This window comes from Riemerella columbina (assembly GCF_030517065.1).
Classification (GTDB): Bacteria; Bacteroidota; Bacteroidia; order Flavobacteriales; family Weeksellaceae; genus Riemerella; species Riemerella columbina_A.
The window spans coordinates 1,586,453-1,602,446 of sequence record NZ_CP103950.1 but is presented as its reverse complement, the minus strand read 5'-3'; the positions used below and the strand labels follow the sequence as shown (position 1 = coordinate 1,602,446).

The window sequence follows — 15,994 nt, the reverse complement described above, 5'->3', positions numbered from 1 at the left end:
CAAAAGCCATTTTTTTATGATAAAAATAATTTTTGTAAATAAAAATTCTTATTTTTGAACACAGATTAAACGATGGACTAAAATGAACCATATCATGAAAGCAAAGTTATGGATAATAGGCGTGTTTTGTGGTGTTTTGTCTTATGGACAGAATATTCAGAACAACCCTAAAAGCAACCACGGCAATAAATTTGAGCAATTAGGCACCATTTTACCGACGCCTAATGTGTATAGAACCGCCTCGGGCGCCCCTGGTAGTCAGTATTGGCAGCAACGCGCAGACTATGATATTTCGGCGTATTTAGATGAGGAAAAGCTCAATTTAAAAGGTGCCGAAACCATTACTTATTACAATAACTCGCCTGATCAGTTGGATTATCTCTGGCTTCAGTTGGACGAAAATGAGCAATCTACGGTTAAAAATGCAGGCTATCAGTTCAGTTCTCGTTTGCCTAAAATAGCCACTGATGAAGGCTTAAAAGTAACCAACTTACCGGAGAAAGATAATGGCTATGGTGTTAATATAGAGAAAGTTACCGATGCCAATGGCAAAGCTTTACCTTATATTGTCAATAAAACGATGATGAGAATAGACTTGCCGAAACCTTTAAAAACAGGCGAGGTGTTTAAGTTCAACATTGAGTGGAATTACAACATTCCCAACCGCATTACCATGGGCGGCAGGGGCGGTTACGAGTATTTTCCAGAAGATGGCAATCATATTTTTACCATCACGCAGTGGTATCCGAGAATGTGCGTGTACAGCGATTTTAAAGGTTGGCAAAACCACCAATTTACAGGCAGAGGCGAGTTTGCGCTGACCTTTGGCGATTTTAAAGTCAAAATGAATGTGCCTGCAGACCATATTGTAGCGGCAACGGGCGAGGGGCAGAATTATAAAGAAGTGCTTACACCAGCCCAATACAGCCGATGGCAAAAAGCCCAAAATGCCAAAGAACCCGTGGAAATTGTCACCTTAGAAGAGGCTAAAACCGCCGAAAAAAATAAAAATAAAAACCGTAAAATTTGGCAATTTAAAGCCGATAATGTCCGAGATTTTGCCTGGACTTCTTCGCGTAAATTCATTTGGGACGGAATGGCAGAAATCATCAAAGACAACGGCAAAAAGGTGATGTGTATGTCCATTTATCCTAAAGAAGCCTATGCGCTGTATCGCCCATTTTCTACCAAAGCCGTGGCACATACCATCAGGGTTTATTCGGATTTTACCATTCCTTATCCTTATCCTGTGGCGCAGTCGGTGGAGGCTGCAAACGGTATGGAATATCCAATGATTTGCTTTAATTATGGGCGTACCGAGAAAGATGGTACCTATTCCGAAGCCACCAAAAACGGAATGATTGGCGTGATTATCCACGAGGTGGGGCACAACTATTTCCCGATGATCATCAACTCTGATGAAAGGCAATGGAGCTGGATGGATGAGGGGCTCAACACTTTTTTACAATACTTAGCGGAGAACCTTTGGGACAAAAATTTCCCCACCCGAAGAGGTCCTGCACGGAATATCGTAGACTATATGAAACTCCCGAAAGACCAATTGGAACCCATTATGGTCAATTCCGAAAATATCAACAATTTTGGAGCTAATGCCTATGCAAAGCCAGCTACGGGGCTCGTTATATTGAGGGAAACCATTATGGGTAGAGATTTATTTGATAAAGCCTTTAAAACCTATGCCAAAAGATGGGCGTTTAAGCACCCTGAGCCTGCGGACTTTTTCAGAACGATGGAAGATGCCAGCGCCGAGGATTTAGATTGGTTTTGGAGGGGTTGGTTTTTTGATATTGATCCTGTGGATATTAGTATTGATCAAGTCACTGTGGCAGAGCCAGATTTTAGCGCCGAACCTCCTAAAAAAGAGGTGCATATTAAGGTTGATGAGCCTCAGATTAACGATTTTGAAACCATCACACAACAGCGCAACCGAGAGGAAGGCAAAACTTTTTATACCGATGCTGACCACAGTCTTAGGGATTTCTATTGGCGCTATTCTCGTGGAAAAGAACAATTAAAAGTGAAGGAAATCAGCCGTGTGGAAGAACCTTTTGAGCGGGTGAGTGCTAAAAACATTAAGAATTTAGAAAATATTAAAGCCTACCAAATTGATTTCTCCAATAAAGGCGGAATGGTAATGCCGATTATCTTAGAATTTACCTTTGAAGATGGCACTAAGTTGCACGATAAAATCTCGGCGCAGGTATGGCGTAAGAACGAGCAAAAAGTGTCCCTCACTTATTATTTTGATAAAAAATTGAAAGCCATACAGCTGGATCCAAGAGAGGAAACCGCCGATATTGACACCACCAATAACCATTGGTCAGCGGAAGGTCAAGCACCTGAGGTTTCTAAATTCCAAGTCTTTAAGATGAAGGGAGAGCCAGCGCGCCGTGGGGCATCGCAAGGGAGATTAAATCCAATGCAAGCCGCAAAGCCTCAACAGTAGGAAAGGTTATTTTTGAAATAAAACCATTGGTTTTGAGAATTTAAGAAATTAACAAAGATGATTTTATCATCAAAAAATGCGCTATACTATCATTTTTAAGTGTAGTGCATTTTTTATAAACCTAAGTGATTTTATTTGATGAGAAATTTGCTTTGTAGGCTTGATTAAAGGCATAAGAATTTTTTTTTCAATCTTTCAATTTTTAAATCATTGAATCATTTTGAACCTGAAAATTTTCTTACCTTTGTGCGATGCAAGAGATGAGAACGGTTACCGTGATGCGCTATATTACGCCACTGAGAGAGGGTGGCTCTTTGCCGGCGTTGGCAGAGGCTGATGATGATTTTAAGTATGTGCTGAAATTCCGTGGGGCAGGGCACGGCGTGAAAATGCTCATCTCCGAGTTGCTCGGCGGGAAGATTGCCCAAGCTTTGGGACTGCAAATTCCAGAGTTGGTTTTTGCTCTGTTGGATGTGGATTTTGGGCGTACCGAGGGCGATGAGGAAATCCAAGACCTACTGAAAGCCAGCGAGGGGCTCAACCTCGGTCTGCACTACCTTTCGGGGGCGCTTACTTATGAACCTTCCATTAAAATTGACCCTCTTTTGGCATCAAAAATCGTGTGGTTAGATGCCTTTACCACCAATATTGACCGCACTTTCCGAAACACCAACCTGCTGATGTGGCACAAAGAATTGTGGGTGATAGACAATGGGGCGTCCTTTTATTTTCACCATTCGTGGGCGAATTTTGAGAAGGCAGCTCAGTCGCCGTTTGCCTATGTGAAGGACCACGCCCTTTTGCCCCAAGCCAGCGAGTTGGCGGCGGCAGATGCGTGGGCACATCAAGTATTGAACGAGGATTTTTTCCGAGAATTGGTCAACCTCATCCCCGAAGAATGGCTCCAGTGGCAAGATGTGGAGGAAACGCCCGCACAGATCCGAGAGGTTTATTTTCAGTTCCTCACCCGCCGACTTCAACATTCATCAATATTTCTAAAAGAAGCCGAAAATGCAAGAGGACAAATTATATGAATACGCCGTAATCCGCTTAGTGCCGAAGGTTGAGCGTGAAGAGTTTTTTAATGTAGGCTTGGTTTTGTTCAGCAAGAAAGCCCGCTATATCCGTGTGGCGTTCCACCTTTGCGAGGAAAAATTCCGACTGATGCGCTGCCCGATGGACTATGAGGAGGTGGCACACCAGCTGTCCAACTTCAAGAAAATTGCAGAGGGTAGCCCCGAGGGTGGTACCATTGCTCAATTGGATATTCCAGAGCGGTTCCGTTGGCTGACCGCTGTTCGTAGTGCCGTCATCCAAACCTCCCGACCGCACCCAGGCAAAACCCAAGACTTAGATGCCACCTTTGACCGCCTCTTTGAGGAGTTGGTGAGGTAAATAGGGAAGAGGGAACCGCTAATATATAATGCTGATACGCTAATAGGTATCAGCATTTTTGATATAGATAATCTATTTATTCATCAAGTTAAGACTTTTCTTTATATATAAGATAGATTTCTTCATTCTGTTACCTATTTTTCACTATACTATTTAAATAAACTTCTAATATATGATGATAATATGCTAATGGGTATCAGCATTTTTGATATAGATAGTCTATTTATTCATTAAGTTGAGGTTTTTCTTTATATATAATATAGATTTCTTCATTCTGTTGTCTATTTTTCGCTATACTATTTAAGTTAATGGCTTATTGATTTTTATATTTTGATTATATAAATGAGTTTTTATTTTAAATAAATTGATTGTTTTTGCTAATATATAATAGAATTGTTTATAGAAATGGATAAACCGCAAAGGTAATCCATTTCTATCTGCGGTTTATTGATTTCTATCTGCGGTTTATTGATTTCTGCGTGCGGTTTACTCATTTCTATCTGCGGTTTATTGATTTCTATGTGCGGTTTATTCATTTCTGTCTGCGGTTGGTTCATTTCTGCGTGCGGTTTATTGATTTCTGCGTGCGGTTTATTAGTTTCTGTCTGCGATTGATTGATTTCTATGTGAGGTTGATTAAATTCTAAGTGCAGATAATTGATTTCTGTATAAGGTCAATCAATACCTAAGCAGCAATCAATAAAAAATCGGAGGGGTTAATTATGATAACCTCACCGATGATAGATGACCAATAGCGGATATTGAGCAACGGATGTCAAAAAAGCATCTCGTGGAAGTCTTCTATTTTAGACACTTCTACAATCTCTATGTTAATTTTGCGTCTGGGGATTTTATTTTGTTTAGAAATGAAAATCTTATCGTAGCCAAGCTTCTCCGCTTCGGAAATACGCTTCTCAATCTGGGGCACAGGGCGAATCTCACCGCTCAAACCGATTTCCCCAGCGAAGCAAAACCGCTCTGGGATGGCAATATCCTCGTTAGAGGAGAGAATGGCGGCGACCACAGCTAAGTCCAAGGCTGGATCATCCGTTTTGATGCCGCCTGTGATGTTCAGAAAGACATCTTTGGAGCCCAACTGGAAGCCTGAGCGCTTCTCTAAAACTGCCAAAAGCATATTCAGCCGTTTGGCATCAAACCCCGTAGAACTGCGCTGCGGTGTGCCATAAACGGCGGTGCTCACCAAGGCTTGCATCTCCAAAAGCATCGGGCGGTTGCCCTCCAAAGTCACGGCAACGGCATTGCCAGAGAAGTCCTCCAGCTTTTTGGTAATCAGCACTTCGGAGGGGTTTTTAATCTCCTTGAGCCCAGCGGAAATCATCTCGTAGATGCCAATTTCTGCCGTAGAACCGAAGCGGTTTTTGTTGGCTCTAAGCAATCGGAACAGGTGGTTCCTATCGCCATCAAAGTTAAGCACTACATCTACCATATGCTCCAGCACCTTGGGGCCTGCAATCTGCCCATCTTTGGTAATATGCCCTACCAAAAATATCGGAATATTGCTGGCTTTGGCGTATTTGATGAGCTCCGAGGCGCATTCTCTAATCTGCGAGACGGTTCCTGGGGAGCTCTCCATCGTTTGAGAATGCAGGGTTTGTATGGAGTCCACAATCACGAAATCTGGCGATAGTTTCTGCGCTTCGTGGAGGATTTTTTCAATGGAAGTTTCGGTGTAGAGAAAACAATTGGGGTTCTGTTTTTCGGTCAGTCGGTTGGCTCGCATTTTAATCTGAGAGGCGCTCTCTTCGCCAGAAACATAGAGGATTTTCTTCTTCATCTTCAGGGCGAGTTGCAGCAATAGTGTAGATTTTCCGATGCCGGGCTCTCCACCGATGAGCGTAACAGAGCCTAAGACGATGCCGCCACCCAGCACGCGGTTGAGCTCCTCGCTTGGGGTTTTTATGCGCTCTTCTGTGTGGGTTTCTACCTCTATAATATTGATGATGTGGGGTCTGCCGAAGTCGCCAGCGTAGTTTTTAGAAGAAGATGCGGGGGTGGCTATTTCTTCCACCAGCGTATTCCACTCGCCGCAGTTTTGGCATTGTCCGTGCCATTTAGAATATTGAGTGCCACAGTTTTGGCAGTAATAAACGGTTTTTATTTTAGCCACTTTAGAATTAAAATTGAGATTAAACAGGTGCAAGTTACAAAATAAAATTCTTATTTTTTGCTTTATGGTCTGGCAATGGCAGTTTCTATTCGCAAAAAAATATTATCTTAGTGGCTCATAAATAATCAAGTATAAAATGGAAGCATTTGTAAGCGCAGAGATTAAAAATTCTATAGCCGAAATTACCTTCGGGACGCCAAAAAGTAACGCCTTGCCAGGGGATATTTTGGAGCGATTGGCGACCACCATACAGCAAGAAGCCGCTAAAACAGAGGTGAAAGCTTTACTAATCAAGTCCGTGGGTGAGCGAGCTTTTTGTGCAGGTGCCAGCTTTGATGAGCTTTTAGCCATTGAAGATCTTGAAACTTCTAAGCGGTTTTTTGGCGGTTTTGCTAAGGTTCTCCACGCGATGAGAACTTGCGGAAAGATCGTGGTGGTAAGGGTGCAAGGCAAGGTAACAGGTGGCGGTGTGGGCATCGCTTGTGCAGCGGACTATTGTTTTGCGACTAAGGCGGCAGCTATGGCTTTAACGGAAATCAATTTGGGGATTGGTCCCTTTGTGATTGGTCCTTATGTGGAGCGTAAAATTGGGGCTTCACAACTGATGGCAATGGCAATAGATGCGGAGTTTAGAACGGCAGAATGGGCAGAGCGCTACAATGTTTATCACCACCTCAGCGATTCTATAGAGGAGATGGATACCCATATAGAAGGCTTTTTGGCTCAGCTTTCGGGGCGTAGTGCTCAAGCGCTGGCTTACCTAAAAGAGATGGCGTGGCAGGGAACTTCGCACTTTGATGCTCTGATGCCTCAACGCATAGAAATGAGTGCCAGCCTCGTTTTAGAAGACACCGCCAAAGCCAACATCCAAAAAATAAAAGAGCGGCTGAGGAAGTAGCCGCTCTTGGTTAAAGATTTTTTGCTTATAGAAAAAATAAAATTTTATTTTTTCATCAATTTTTGGACATAATTATAAGGTAGAGAAGCGGGCGTGCTTTTCTCTTTCCAGTGAAAGGATTTAAAACCGCTCTCTTCTGCCCAATTTTCCCAAACAATTCTCAAACGCTTGTTGCAAAAACCAAAAAACCTCCTATTTTAGGAGGTTTTTGAACTTATTTTTTAGCTTGTAGTTGTTCTCTAATTTTTTGTTCCAGCTCTTCGGCGAGTTCTGGATTGTCTTTGATGAGCTCTTTTATCGTGTCTCGTCCTTGTCCTAAGCGGGTATCGCCGTAGCTGAACCAAGATCCACTTTTGCTGATGATACCTAATTCTGTGGCAACATCTAAAATCTCACCCGTTTTAGAAACCCCTTCGCCATACATCACATCAAATTCGGCACTTTTGAATGGCGGTGCTACTTTATTTTTAACCACTTTCACACGGGTGCGGTTACCGATAACATTACCTGCTTTGTCCTTGATTTTTCCAGTGTCGCTCAACTGTCTGCGGATGTCAATTCTCACCGAAGCATAGAATTTTAGAGCATTTCCGCCTGTGGTCGTTTCAGGACTTCCGAACATTACGCCAATTTTATCCCTCAATTGGTTGATGAAAATCACCGTACATTTGGTTTTAGAAATAGAGCTGGTCAGCTTTCTCAGCGCTTGCGACATCAATCTGGCGTGGAGTCCCATTTTAGAATCTCCCATATCGCCATCAATTTCAGCTTTTGGGGTCAATGCCGCCACGGAGTCTATCACCACGATATCTACACCGCCAGAGCGAATGAGGTTATCGGCGATTTCCAGCGCTTGCTCGCCATTATCAGGCTGAGAGATGATCAATTCTTGTAAGTTGATGCCCAATCTTTCGGCATAGCTCATATCAAAAGCGTGCTCAGCATCAATAAAAGCGGCTACACCACCTGACTTTTGAGCCTCGGCGATGGCGTGTAGCGTGAGGGTGGTTTTTCCTGAAGATTCAGGACCGTAGATTTCTACAATTCTCCCCTTAGGGTAGCCACCAACGCCCAATGCCAAGTCTAAACCTAACGAGCCAGATGAAATCACTTCAATATTGTTATCCACAATACCGTCGCCTAATTTCATCACGGTGCCTTTACCATAAGCTTTGTCTAATTTCTCTAATACGGCGGCTAACGCCTTTTTTTTATCTTCAATCGGGTTGATTTCCTTTTTATCTGTTTTTGCCATTGCTAAAAATAATTGAACTCCAAAATTACAAAAATAAATATTGGTAAGCAATAATTTTCTAATAAATAAATATAAAGTTCTGATTAATAATGAGATATAATCAGTGCAGATTTCCTTTGGATAAAAGTACTTTTGATCTACGGCACATTATTTGGTGATGATTTAAATATCAATATTAAAAATTAAGAAATGATGAGAAAATTGGTTTTATTAGGCATTCTTTTGGTGGGACAATGGATGCTGGCACAGAAAAATTTTATAGATCAGCCGTATTTAGAAACCTCGGCAAAAGCAGATTCTATGGTCATCCCAGACCGTATTTACCTCAATATTCTACTCAACGAAGCGGATAGCAAAAATCGGATTTCTGTGGAAGAGCAGGAGCAGCGTTTAGAGAAGGTGCTAAAATCTTTAGGCATAGAGGTGAAGAAGGATCTATCACTGCAATCTTTGGGGAGCAATTATCAAAGCTATTTTTTAAGAGGTCAAAATGTGGTGAAGCAAAAACGCTATAACCTATTGGTGAGAGATGCCGTAACGGCTGGAAAAGTGCTGATGGGCTTGGAGCAACAGGGGATTTCTAATGTGTACATTTCTAAAGTGGAATATTCCAAAGCTGAAGAATTGCTGATGACCCTCAAAGCGATGGCAGTGGCGAAATCTCACAAAATAGCAGAAAATATGGTAAAACCATTGGGTCAAAAGTTAGGAAAAGCCATCCATATGGTAGATGAAAGTGTTTACTATACGCCTGTGGCAGCCAATATGATGATGCGAAAAGAATACACCCAAGCCTCGCCTGCACCACCAGAACCGATAGACACGGAGTTTAAGAAAATTAAATTTGAAGCCAGCGTGCGCGTAGTTTATCAGTTAGATTAAATTTTTACTTTATAAAGACATTAAAGCCACTGTTTTGCATTTTGAGCGGTGGCTTTGTTGTGTCAAAAGGTGGGGCGTAGCACAATAAATGAAACTAAAAATTGGTTACTTCGTTCATTTGTTTTAACTTTGCACAAACCTAAACTAATGAGTAAAAAGAATACCAAATATATCTTTGTTACCGGTGGTGTTACCTCTTCTTTGGGTAAAGGGATTATCTCAGCATCACTCGGTTTATTACTAAAATCAAGAGGCTTCAATGTTACAATTCAGAAGTTAGATCCTTACATCAACATAGACCCCGGCACGCTCAACCCTTATGAGCACGGCGAATGCTATGTAACGGAAGACGGCGCCGAAACGGATTTGGACCTCGGGCATTATGAGCGATTTTTAGACGCGCCAACCTCTCAGAATAACAATGTTACCACAGGTCGCATTTACCAAACGGTGATTGAGAAGGAGCGCCGTGGCGATTTTTTAGGGAAAACTGTGCAAGTCATTCCGCACATCACCAACGAAATCAAGCGGAGAATTAAAATCTTAGGACAGAAGGATTACGATATTATCATCACCGAAATTGGTGGTACCGTGGGCGACATAGAATCTCTGCCTTATATAGAATCTGTGCGCCAGCTCAAATGGGAACTCGGCGAGCATAACTCTATGGTGATCCACCTCACGCTGTTGCCGTATTTGGCAGCCAGTGGCGAGTTGAAAACCAAGCCTTCTCAGCATTCGGTAAGACAGCTGATGGAAAGCGGTATCCAAGCCGATGTTTTGGTGTGCCGTTCAGAACACAAAATCCCGAAAGATGTTCGCGCCAAATTAGCCCAGTTCTGTAATGTGCCGAGCGATAATGTGATTGAGTGTATGGATGCCGATACCATTTATCAAGTACCGATAGAGCTCCAAAAACAACACTTTGATGAGGTGGTGATGAAGGCTTTAGACCTTAAAGAAACTGCCGCCGCAGATTTAGACAATTGGAAAAACTTCCTTAAAAAATATAAAAACCCTAAGCGCTCGGTGCAGATAGCTCTTGTGGGGAAATATGTATCCCTCCAAGACTCGTATAAGTCTATTGTAGAGGCATTTATCCACGCTGGCGCCGATTTAGAAGCCGAAGTCAATATCCGCTGGGTGTATAGTGGCGATTTAGAAAATGAAAATGCCGCCGAAGTTTTAAAAGGCGTAGATGGCATTCTGATAGCCCCAGGTTTTGGAGATAGAGGTATAGAAGGCAAAATTGTAGCCGCCCAATATGCGCGTGAACAGGGCATTCCTGTGTTAGGCATTTGTTTGGGAATGCAGATTATGACCATAGAATTTGCAAGAAATGTATTAGGGTATGAAAAAGCCAACTCTATGGAGTTTGATATCAACACGCCTTACCCTGTAATTTCCCTAATGGAAGAACAAAAAAATGTGGTAGAAAAAGGCGGAACAATGAGGTTGGGCGCGTGGAAGTGTAGTCTCAAAAAAGGGTCTAAATTAGCAGAAATTTACCATACCTCAAACATTGCGGAGCGCCACCGCCACCGCTACGAGTTCAATAGTGAGTATAGAGAAGATTATGAAAACCAAGGGCTTATCCCAACAGGAACCAACCCAGATACAGGATTGGTGGAAGCGGTAGAGCTGAGCGGGCATCCGTTTTATGTGGGCGTGCAGTACCATCCAGAGTACAAAAGTACGGTCGCTACGCCGCATCCGTTGTTCAAAGCCTTGGTGGAAGCCGCTATGCTTTATCAAGAAAAAAGGAATTCTTAACGAAAATAACGGTTAATTATCAAAAAAAACTTAAATTCGCAGTCCGAAATTTTAGGGAGCCTCTCCCTTTTCTTTATGTAAAATAATCATTATGATGCAACAAAATAACGGAATAGATAAAAATCAAATTTTAGGGTTTATCTTTTTGACGCTTTTTCTCTTCGGGGTGATGTTCTACTTCCAGAACAAATCATCAGAGGAGCAACCACAGACCAAAACGGAACAAACCCAATCGCCAAAATCGGTGCAGCCTACCACGGCTAAAAACCTGAACACAGCGGTGGCAGCCTCCGAAATTAAAACGGTGGAGCTCAAAAATGATAAAATCACAGTGGCGTTTAATACCCTTGGTGGGCAGATTTCATCAGTGATGATGGCGCAATATAAGGCGTATAACCCCAAAACCAACCGAGATGATTTGCCGTTGTATCTCATCAACAATAATAATTCTTCCTACGGCTTTCAGTTTAAGGATAAAACGGGGAAAATCATCAACACCCAAGATTTAATTTTTACCCCAGAAGTTCAAGGGAACATCGTGAAAATGACCGCCGCATTCAATGGCGCTAAGCTCCAGTATATTTACACGCTTTCTAATTATCAAGTTGATTTTCAGGTGGCTACGCAGGGGCTTTCGCAGATTGTTTCTGGCAATAAGGCAGATTTTCTTTGGAATTACTCCCCAAGAGAGTTTGAAAAAGGAAGAGCTCAGGAGCAACAGCACACAGAGTTTGTATACGCTTTTAACCAATACAAAAGCACCGATTATGATGCGAGAACGACGCTGGAAGAACCTGATGAAACCCTCAATTGGTTAGCGATAAAACAACAATTCTTCGCTCCGATTATAGAGGCGAAACAAGGTTTCAAAAACTCAAAAGGAAACCAAGACATGATAGAGCAAGGCGAGTATTTGAAGAAGTTCAACTTTGATGGACAATTGGAGCTGGCTTCTGGAGAATTTAACCAAAACTTCACTTGGTATTTCTTGCCTTTGGATTTAGATTTACTAAAAACCTACAACAAAAACTTTGATGAAATATTGCCATTAGGCTGGTCGTTTATCGGTACCGTTAACCGTTGGATTTTCATTCCAATGTATAATATGATATCCTCGTGGGGCATTGCTGCAGGTTGGGTAATATTCTTGATGACGATTCTTGTGAAAATTGTATTGTCACCGATTACCTATAAACAGCACAAACTCAGTGCGATGATGCGTGTGATCCGCCCAGAAATAGAGGAGGTCAACGCCAAGTACAAAGATGCCGACCCAATGAAAAAGCAACAAGAAGTAATGGCGGTGTATAGAAAGGCGGGCGTTAACCAGTTGGCGGGCTGTCTGCCAGCATTATTGCAGATCCCGATTTTCTATGCCTTGTTCCGTTTCTTCCCGAATATGTTGGATTTAAGGGGAAAAAGTTTCTGGTTTGCAACAGACCTTACCGCTTATGATGATATTATAAAACTGCCATTCCACATTCCATTTTTGGGTGAGCACATCAGTTTATTTGCGTTGGCGTGTACAGCGGTAGTGCTGATCTATACGATGATGACGGCAGGTAATATGCAACAGCCAACCCAAGAAGGTATGCCGAATATGAAACCATTGATGTACATCTTCCCACTGATGTTCTTCTTCTTCCTTAACTCGGCAGCATCGGGATTATCGTGGTATTATTTCGTGTCTAATGCCATCAATATTTTGATTATCTTAGTGATTAAATATGTGATTTTAGATGAAAAGAAAATCCATGCTCAGATCCAAGCCAACAAGGCGAAACCTAAAAAAGAAGGCAAATTCCAAAAGAGAATGAGAGAGATGATGGAGAAGGCACAAGAGCAACAAAGATTGCAAGAACAACAGCGAAAAAATAAGAAATAATTTTCCATTTTCTGATTTAAAAACGGCTTGCACTAAGTGAGTCGTTTTTTTATTTGTGCTAAAATGCTTATTCTTGCATAGAAAAATTGGGTTTTATGGAATCACCACAGCAAAAAGTCATCATCATTACAGGCACTTCAGCAGGAATAGGGAAGGCATTGGCAGATTATTTTGGAAAGAAAGGGCATCGTGTCTATGGGCTCAGCCGCACGCCCACCCACTCTGAATTTTGGACCTCCATTTCTGTAGATGTCACCGAGCAACAGCAAATTACAGAGGCAGTGCAGCAGATTTTAACCCAAGAACAGCGGATAGATGTTCTCATCAACAATGCAGGAATGGGTATGGTGGGCGCTGTGGAAGATGCCACCAAAGCCGATATTTTAAAACTGTTCAACCTTAATCTGGTGGGAGCAGTGCAGATGATGAGTGCTGTAATGCCCACGATGAGAACCCAGCAGCGTGGCGAAATTATCAATATTTCCAGCATTGGCTCAGAGATGGGCTTGCCGTTTAGAGGTTTTTATTCAGCCTCTAAAGCCGCTTTGGATAAGGTAACCGAAGCGATGCGCTATGAGGTTGCCCAATGGCAGGTGCAAGTCTGCGCGCTACATTTAGGCGACATAAAAACCAATATTGCAGACCACCGTGTGAAATCTCAGGTATCACCCGCTTACCAGAGTTTGTTTGAAAAGGTCTACGCCCTGATGAACGCCCATGTAGACCAAGGCACGCCGCCAGAAGCGGTCGCCCAATATATAGAGCAGTTGCTCCAGAAAAAATCGTGGAAGCCCCATTATTATTATGGTAAATTGGGACAGAAAATAGGCGTGCCTCTCAAATGGCTATTGCCTCAAAGGTTTTATGAAAAACTGATGCGCAAGTACAATCAAATGGATTAAAATGATAAAGCAAATAAGGCTTATTTTCCTGATTTTGTGTAGTGTTTGGGCGAAAACACAGCAATTGCCTATGGTGCTGATAGACCAAGAAACCCAGCAAAAAGTGTTGAGAAAAGATTCTCTCGCTGCGGCTCAATTTTTAGATTCTTTGGTGGAACAGCATTATTATTTTGCCAAGGTGCTTAGGGTAGAGCAGAAGCCTGAACAGATTGAAATTCTGTATGATAAAGGGAAAAATTATAACCAAGCTTGGGTGGTTTTCTCTCCAGAAATAATGGAGAAACTGCAATTTCCTACGCCCTATTTTACACCGAATTTAGAGGCTTTAAAACATCAAATCAACCAAAAATATATTGATGAAGGCTATGCGTTTAGCCGCGTGAAAACCCAATATTTGCGGATGAAAGATGAGGTGCCAGAGGTTAAAATCTCATTGGTAAAGACCGAAAAGAGAACGATAGATGGCTTTCAAATACGAGGTTACGAGCGCCTGCCTAAACGCGTGGTTAAGAATTTAGAACGCCAGTTTGTGGGCAAAACTTATGAGCCTCAAGCTTTAGAGAAGATCATGAAAGTCTTCCAAAATCATCAGTTTGTGGCTTTGGAGCGGTCGCCGCAAACGCTTTTTACGGCAGATTCTACGCAGGTGTTCCTTTTCTTAAAAAAGAAAAAAGCCAATTATTTTGATGGTGTTTTGGGCTTTGGCAATAATGATTCCGAGAAAATAAGCCTAACGGGAAGCCTTAATTTTAACTTTAAAAATATCTTTAATGCTTTTGAAACCGTGCATTTCTTCTGGCAGAAAAACCCGAATGGCGGACAGACTTTCAACTTAGAAACGGAATTGCCGTATATCTTAAATTCTGATGTGGGGGCGCAGTTTCAGATGAATATTTTCCGACAAGATTCCACTTTTGCGAATGTTAAAATCCAGCCGAGCCTCTATTACCAATGGCAAAATCAGCATAAAATTGGGTTGAAAGGGCATTTTGAGTTGTCCTCGGCGCTTCAAGAGCGGACCACAGCCAAGAATTTTAATAAAAAAGGCGTTGGACTTTGGTATGAATTTGAACAAAATAGCCCGTATGAACTCTTGCTCTATCAAACGAAAGTAAAAGCCGAAGCTTCGGCGCTTCAGATGCAAGATATGGATGCGGAGCAGCACTTTGGACAGCAATATTATGAGGTCTTTGGGGAGCATAATATTCGGTTGAAAGGGCGGCATTTTCTCAATGTTAAAGCCGAAATGGTAGGCATCAGCACACCTGAGCAACTGTCTGTCAATGAGATGCTGAGGCTGGGCGGTTGGAATTCCCTCCGAGGTTTTAATGAAAACAGCTTGTTGGCACAGTTTTATGCTTATGGCAGCGCTGAATACCGCTATTTAATTGGCAATCAAGCTTTTTTTGATGTGTTTACGCAATTGGCACATTTGCAAAATCCTTCTTTTGATCGCGCCATTCGGCTTTATAGTATCGGCACAGGGTTTAGGATCAAATTACCATTGGGCATTATGAGTTTTCAGATTTCTAACGGGACAGCCTTTGGAGAGCCACTTAGATTTAAAGACACCAAAATCCATTGGGGCATTTTAGCTCAATTTTAAAAATAAAAAATAATGGCAAAAACACTTGTAAAATGTCGCGTATTCTATTATTTTTGCGAGGCTAATAAACAATAGTAAATGAAAAGAAAATTTTTTCTTCCGCTTGTAATGATGATTTTAGTGGGTTGCGGAACACAAGACAATAATGTTAATGCGATTTTAGAGAGTCAGAGCATTACAGAAATCGAAAATTATATTCAAAAAACGAGTCTATCAGACCCTAATCGATTTCTACTTAAACAAAAGTTGGCAGTTCTGAAAAGCAAAGAATGGATGAAGCAAAAATCCGTGGTTATGGTATATCCTAAACCAGTGTTTAATATGACTTTGAAAAATAATTCATTGGTGGTTTCTGATGAAGAATTTAAAAAACTAATGACCGAATATGAGGCTAAACATAGCCAAAGAACACTCAGTTTATTAAACCAACTCTTTGATAGCGATCCTACCAATAGTCAAACCATAGTATTGGTGAAGAATAATTCAGGATGTAATTTAGTGATGAAACTTCAGGGGAAAGGGCTTTACCAGCTCCCTGTGCCTGCCCAAGGTGAAAACAGCATCGTTATAGAAAAAGGCGATTATGAGTTTAGTGGCGTATTATGTGGCGCCGTCTATGCTTCTAAAAAGAATGTTCATAAAAATATGATCATCTCACTAACAGCGCCCACCTCTATACAGAATTAGAATTTTACAGTTTAATTTTAACTTCTATTTAATCTTTTATAGCGTTGATTTTGTGAAAAAATTAACGCTATTTTATGGCGACTTCCTTTATTTTTGCAGGAAATATTGAAATTGAA

13 protein-coding genes are annotated in these 15,994 nt (G+C 41.7%); 10 read left to right on the top strand and 3 right to left on the bottom strand.

Translation table 11 applies throughout. The features are described 5' to 3' along the window. The first annotated feature begins 94 nt into the window (after positions 1-94). The 3 genes from NYR17_RS07605 to NYR17_RS07595 all read left to right on the top strand — a co-directional run bounded on the left by NYR17_RS07605 (position 95) and on the right by NYR17_RS07595 (position 3,862). Complete coding sequence (locus NYR17_RS07605) at positions 95-2,467, top strand: M1 family metallopeptidase (protein ID WP_302505120.1); 2,373 nt, start codon at positions 95-97, stop codon at positions 2,465-2,467. Between the two features lie 251 nt (positions 2,468-2,718). Beyond that, the gene (locus tag NYR17_RS07600) at positions 2,719-3,501 is read left to right on the top strand and encodes a HipA family kinase (protein WP_302505119.1); all 783 of its coding nucleotides are present in this window, start codon (positions 2,719-2,721) and stop codon (positions 3,499-3,501) included. Beyond that, on the top strand, positions 3,479-3,862 hold the full coding sequence (locus tag NYR17_RS07595; RefSeq protein ID WP_302505118.1) for a DUF3037 domain-containing protein: 384 nt from the start codon (positions 3,479-3,481) through the stop codon (positions 3,860-3,862). Before NYR17_RS07600 ends, NYR17_RS07595 begins: the two co-directional genes overlap by 23 nt. A 377-nt stretch (positions 3,863-4,239) precedes the next feature. On the opposite strand, the gene NYR17_RS07590 is transcribed toward NYR17_RS07595, so the two are convergent. Further along, positions 4,240-4,419, bottom strand: coding sequence for a hypothetical protein (locus NYR17_RS07590; protein ID WP_302505117.1), 180 nt, complete (start codon positions 4,417-4,419; stop codon positions 4,240-4,242). Positions 4,420-4,637: 218 nt separating this feature from the next. Continuing rightward, on the bottom strand, positions 4,638-5,990 hold the full coding sequence (gene radA / locus NYR17_RS07585) for a DNA repair protein RadA (RefSeq protein ID WP_302505116.1): 1,353 nt from the start codon (positions 5,988-5,990) through the stop codon (positions 4,638-4,640). A 136-nt stretch (positions 5,991-6,126) separates the two neighbouring features. On the opposite strand from radA, the gene NYR17_RS07580 reads away from it, so the two are divergent. Next, the gene (locus tag NYR17_RS07580) at positions 6,127-6,888 is read left to right on the top strand and encodes an enoyl-CoA hydratase/isomerase family protein (protein ID WP_302505115.1); all 762 of its coding nucleotides are present in this window, start codon (positions 6,127-6,129) and stop codon (positions 6,886-6,888) included. Between the two features lie 214 nt (positions 6,889-7,102). On the opposite strand, the gene recA is transcribed toward NYR17_RS07580, so the two are convergent. Continuing rightward, complete coding sequence (gene recA, locus NYR17_RS07575) at positions 7,103-8,143, bottom strand: recombinase RecA (protein ID WP_302505114.1); 1,041 nt, start codon at positions 8,141-8,143, stop codon at positions 7,103-7,105. 189 nt (positions 8,144-8,332) lie between these two features. Here recA and NYR17_RS07570 point away from each other — a divergent pair, with 189 nt between their 5' ends. The 6 genes from NYR17_RS07570 to NYR17_RS07545 all read left to right on the top strand — a co-directional run bounded on the left by NYR17_RS07570 (position 8,333) and on the right by NYR17_RS07545 (position 15,878). Continuing rightward, complete coding sequence (locus NYR17_RS07570; protein ID WP_302505113.1) at positions 8,333-9,025, top strand: SIMPL domain-containing protein; 693 nt, start codon at positions 8,333-8,335, stop codon at positions 9,023-9,025. Positions 9,026-9,172: 147 nt separating this feature from the next. Beyond that, a complete protein-coding gene (locus NYR17_RS07565) occupies positions 9,173-10,798 on the top strand; it encodes a CTP synthase (protein WP_302505112.1) in 1,626 nt (541 codons plus the stop codon). Positions 10,799-10,889: 91 nt separating this feature from the next. Continuing rightward, positions 10,890-12,683, top strand: coding sequence for a membrane protein insertase YidC (yidC, locus tag NYR17_RS07560; RefSeq protein WP_302505111.1), 1,794 nt, complete (start codon positions 10,890-10,892; stop codon positions 12,681-12,683). Positions 12,684-12,778: 95 nt separating this feature from the next. Next, entirely contained in the window at positions 12,779-13,585 is an 807-nt protein-coding gene (locus NYR17_RS07555) for an SDR family oxidoreductase (protein WP_302505110.1), read from the top strand. Position 13,586: 1 nt separating this feature from the next. Further along, complete coding sequence (locus tag NYR17_RS07550; protein ID WP_302505109.1) at positions 13,587-15,191, top strand: BamA/TamA family outer membrane protein; 1,605 nt, start codon at positions 13,587-13,589, stop codon at positions 15,189-15,191. Between the two features lie 78 nt (positions 15,192-15,269). Continuing rightward, positions 15,270-15,878, top strand: coding sequence for a DUF6759 domain-containing protein (locus NYR17_RS07545; protein WP_302505108.1), 609 nt, complete (start codon positions 15,270-15,272; stop codon positions 15,876-15,878). Positions 15,879-15,994 lie beyond the last annotated feature (116 nt).

Bases quoted from the DNA above. Each gene is read 5' to 3' on its own strand.
- NYR17_RS07605 (WP_302505120.1), top strand. From the start codon at position 95: ATGAAAGCAAAGTTATGGATAATAGGCGTGTTTTGTGGTGTTTTGTCT.
- NYR17_RS07600 (WP_302505119.1), top strand. From the start codon at position 2,719: ATGCAAGAGATGAGAACGGTTACCGTGATGCGCTATATTACGCCACTG.
- NYR17_RS07595 (WP_302505118.1), top strand. From the start codon at position 3,479: ATGCAAGAGGACAAATTATATGAATACGCCGTAATCCGCTTAGTGCCG.
- NYR17_RS07590 (WP_302505117.1), bottom strand. From the start codon at position 4,419: ATGAACCAACCGCAGACAGAAATGAATAAACCGCACATAGAAATCAAT.
- NYR17_RS07580 (WP_302505115.1), top strand. From the start codon at position 6,127: ATGGAAGCATTTGTAAGCGCAGAGATTAAAAATTCTATAGCCGAAATT.
- recA (WP_302505114.1), bottom strand. From the start codon at position 8,143: ATGGCAAAAACAGATAAAAAGGAAATCAACCCGATTGAAGATAAAAAA.
- NYR17_RS07570 (WP_302505113.1), top strand. From the start codon at position 8,333: ATGATGAGAAAATTGGTTTTATTAGGCATTCTTTTGGTGGGACAATGG.
- NYR17_RS07565 (WP_302505112.1), top strand. From the start codon at position 9,173: ATGAGTAAAAAGAATACCAAATATATCTTTGTTACCGGTGGTGTTACC.
- yidC (WP_302505111.1), top strand. From the start codon at position 10,890: ATGATGCAACAAAATAACGGAATAGATAAAAATCAAATTTTAGGGTTT.
- NYR17_RS07555 (WP_302505110.1), top strand. From the start codon at position 12,779: ATGGAATCACCACAGCAAAAAGTCATCATCATTACAGGCACTTCAGCA.
- NYR17_RS07550 (WP_302505109.1), top strand. From the start codon at position 13,587: ATGATAAAGCAAATAAGGCTTATTTTCCTGATTTTGTGTAGTGTTTGG.
- NYR17_RS07545 (WP_302505108.1), top strand. From the start codon at position 15,270: ATGAAAAGAAAATTTTTTCTTCCGCTTGTAATGATGATTTTAGTGGGT.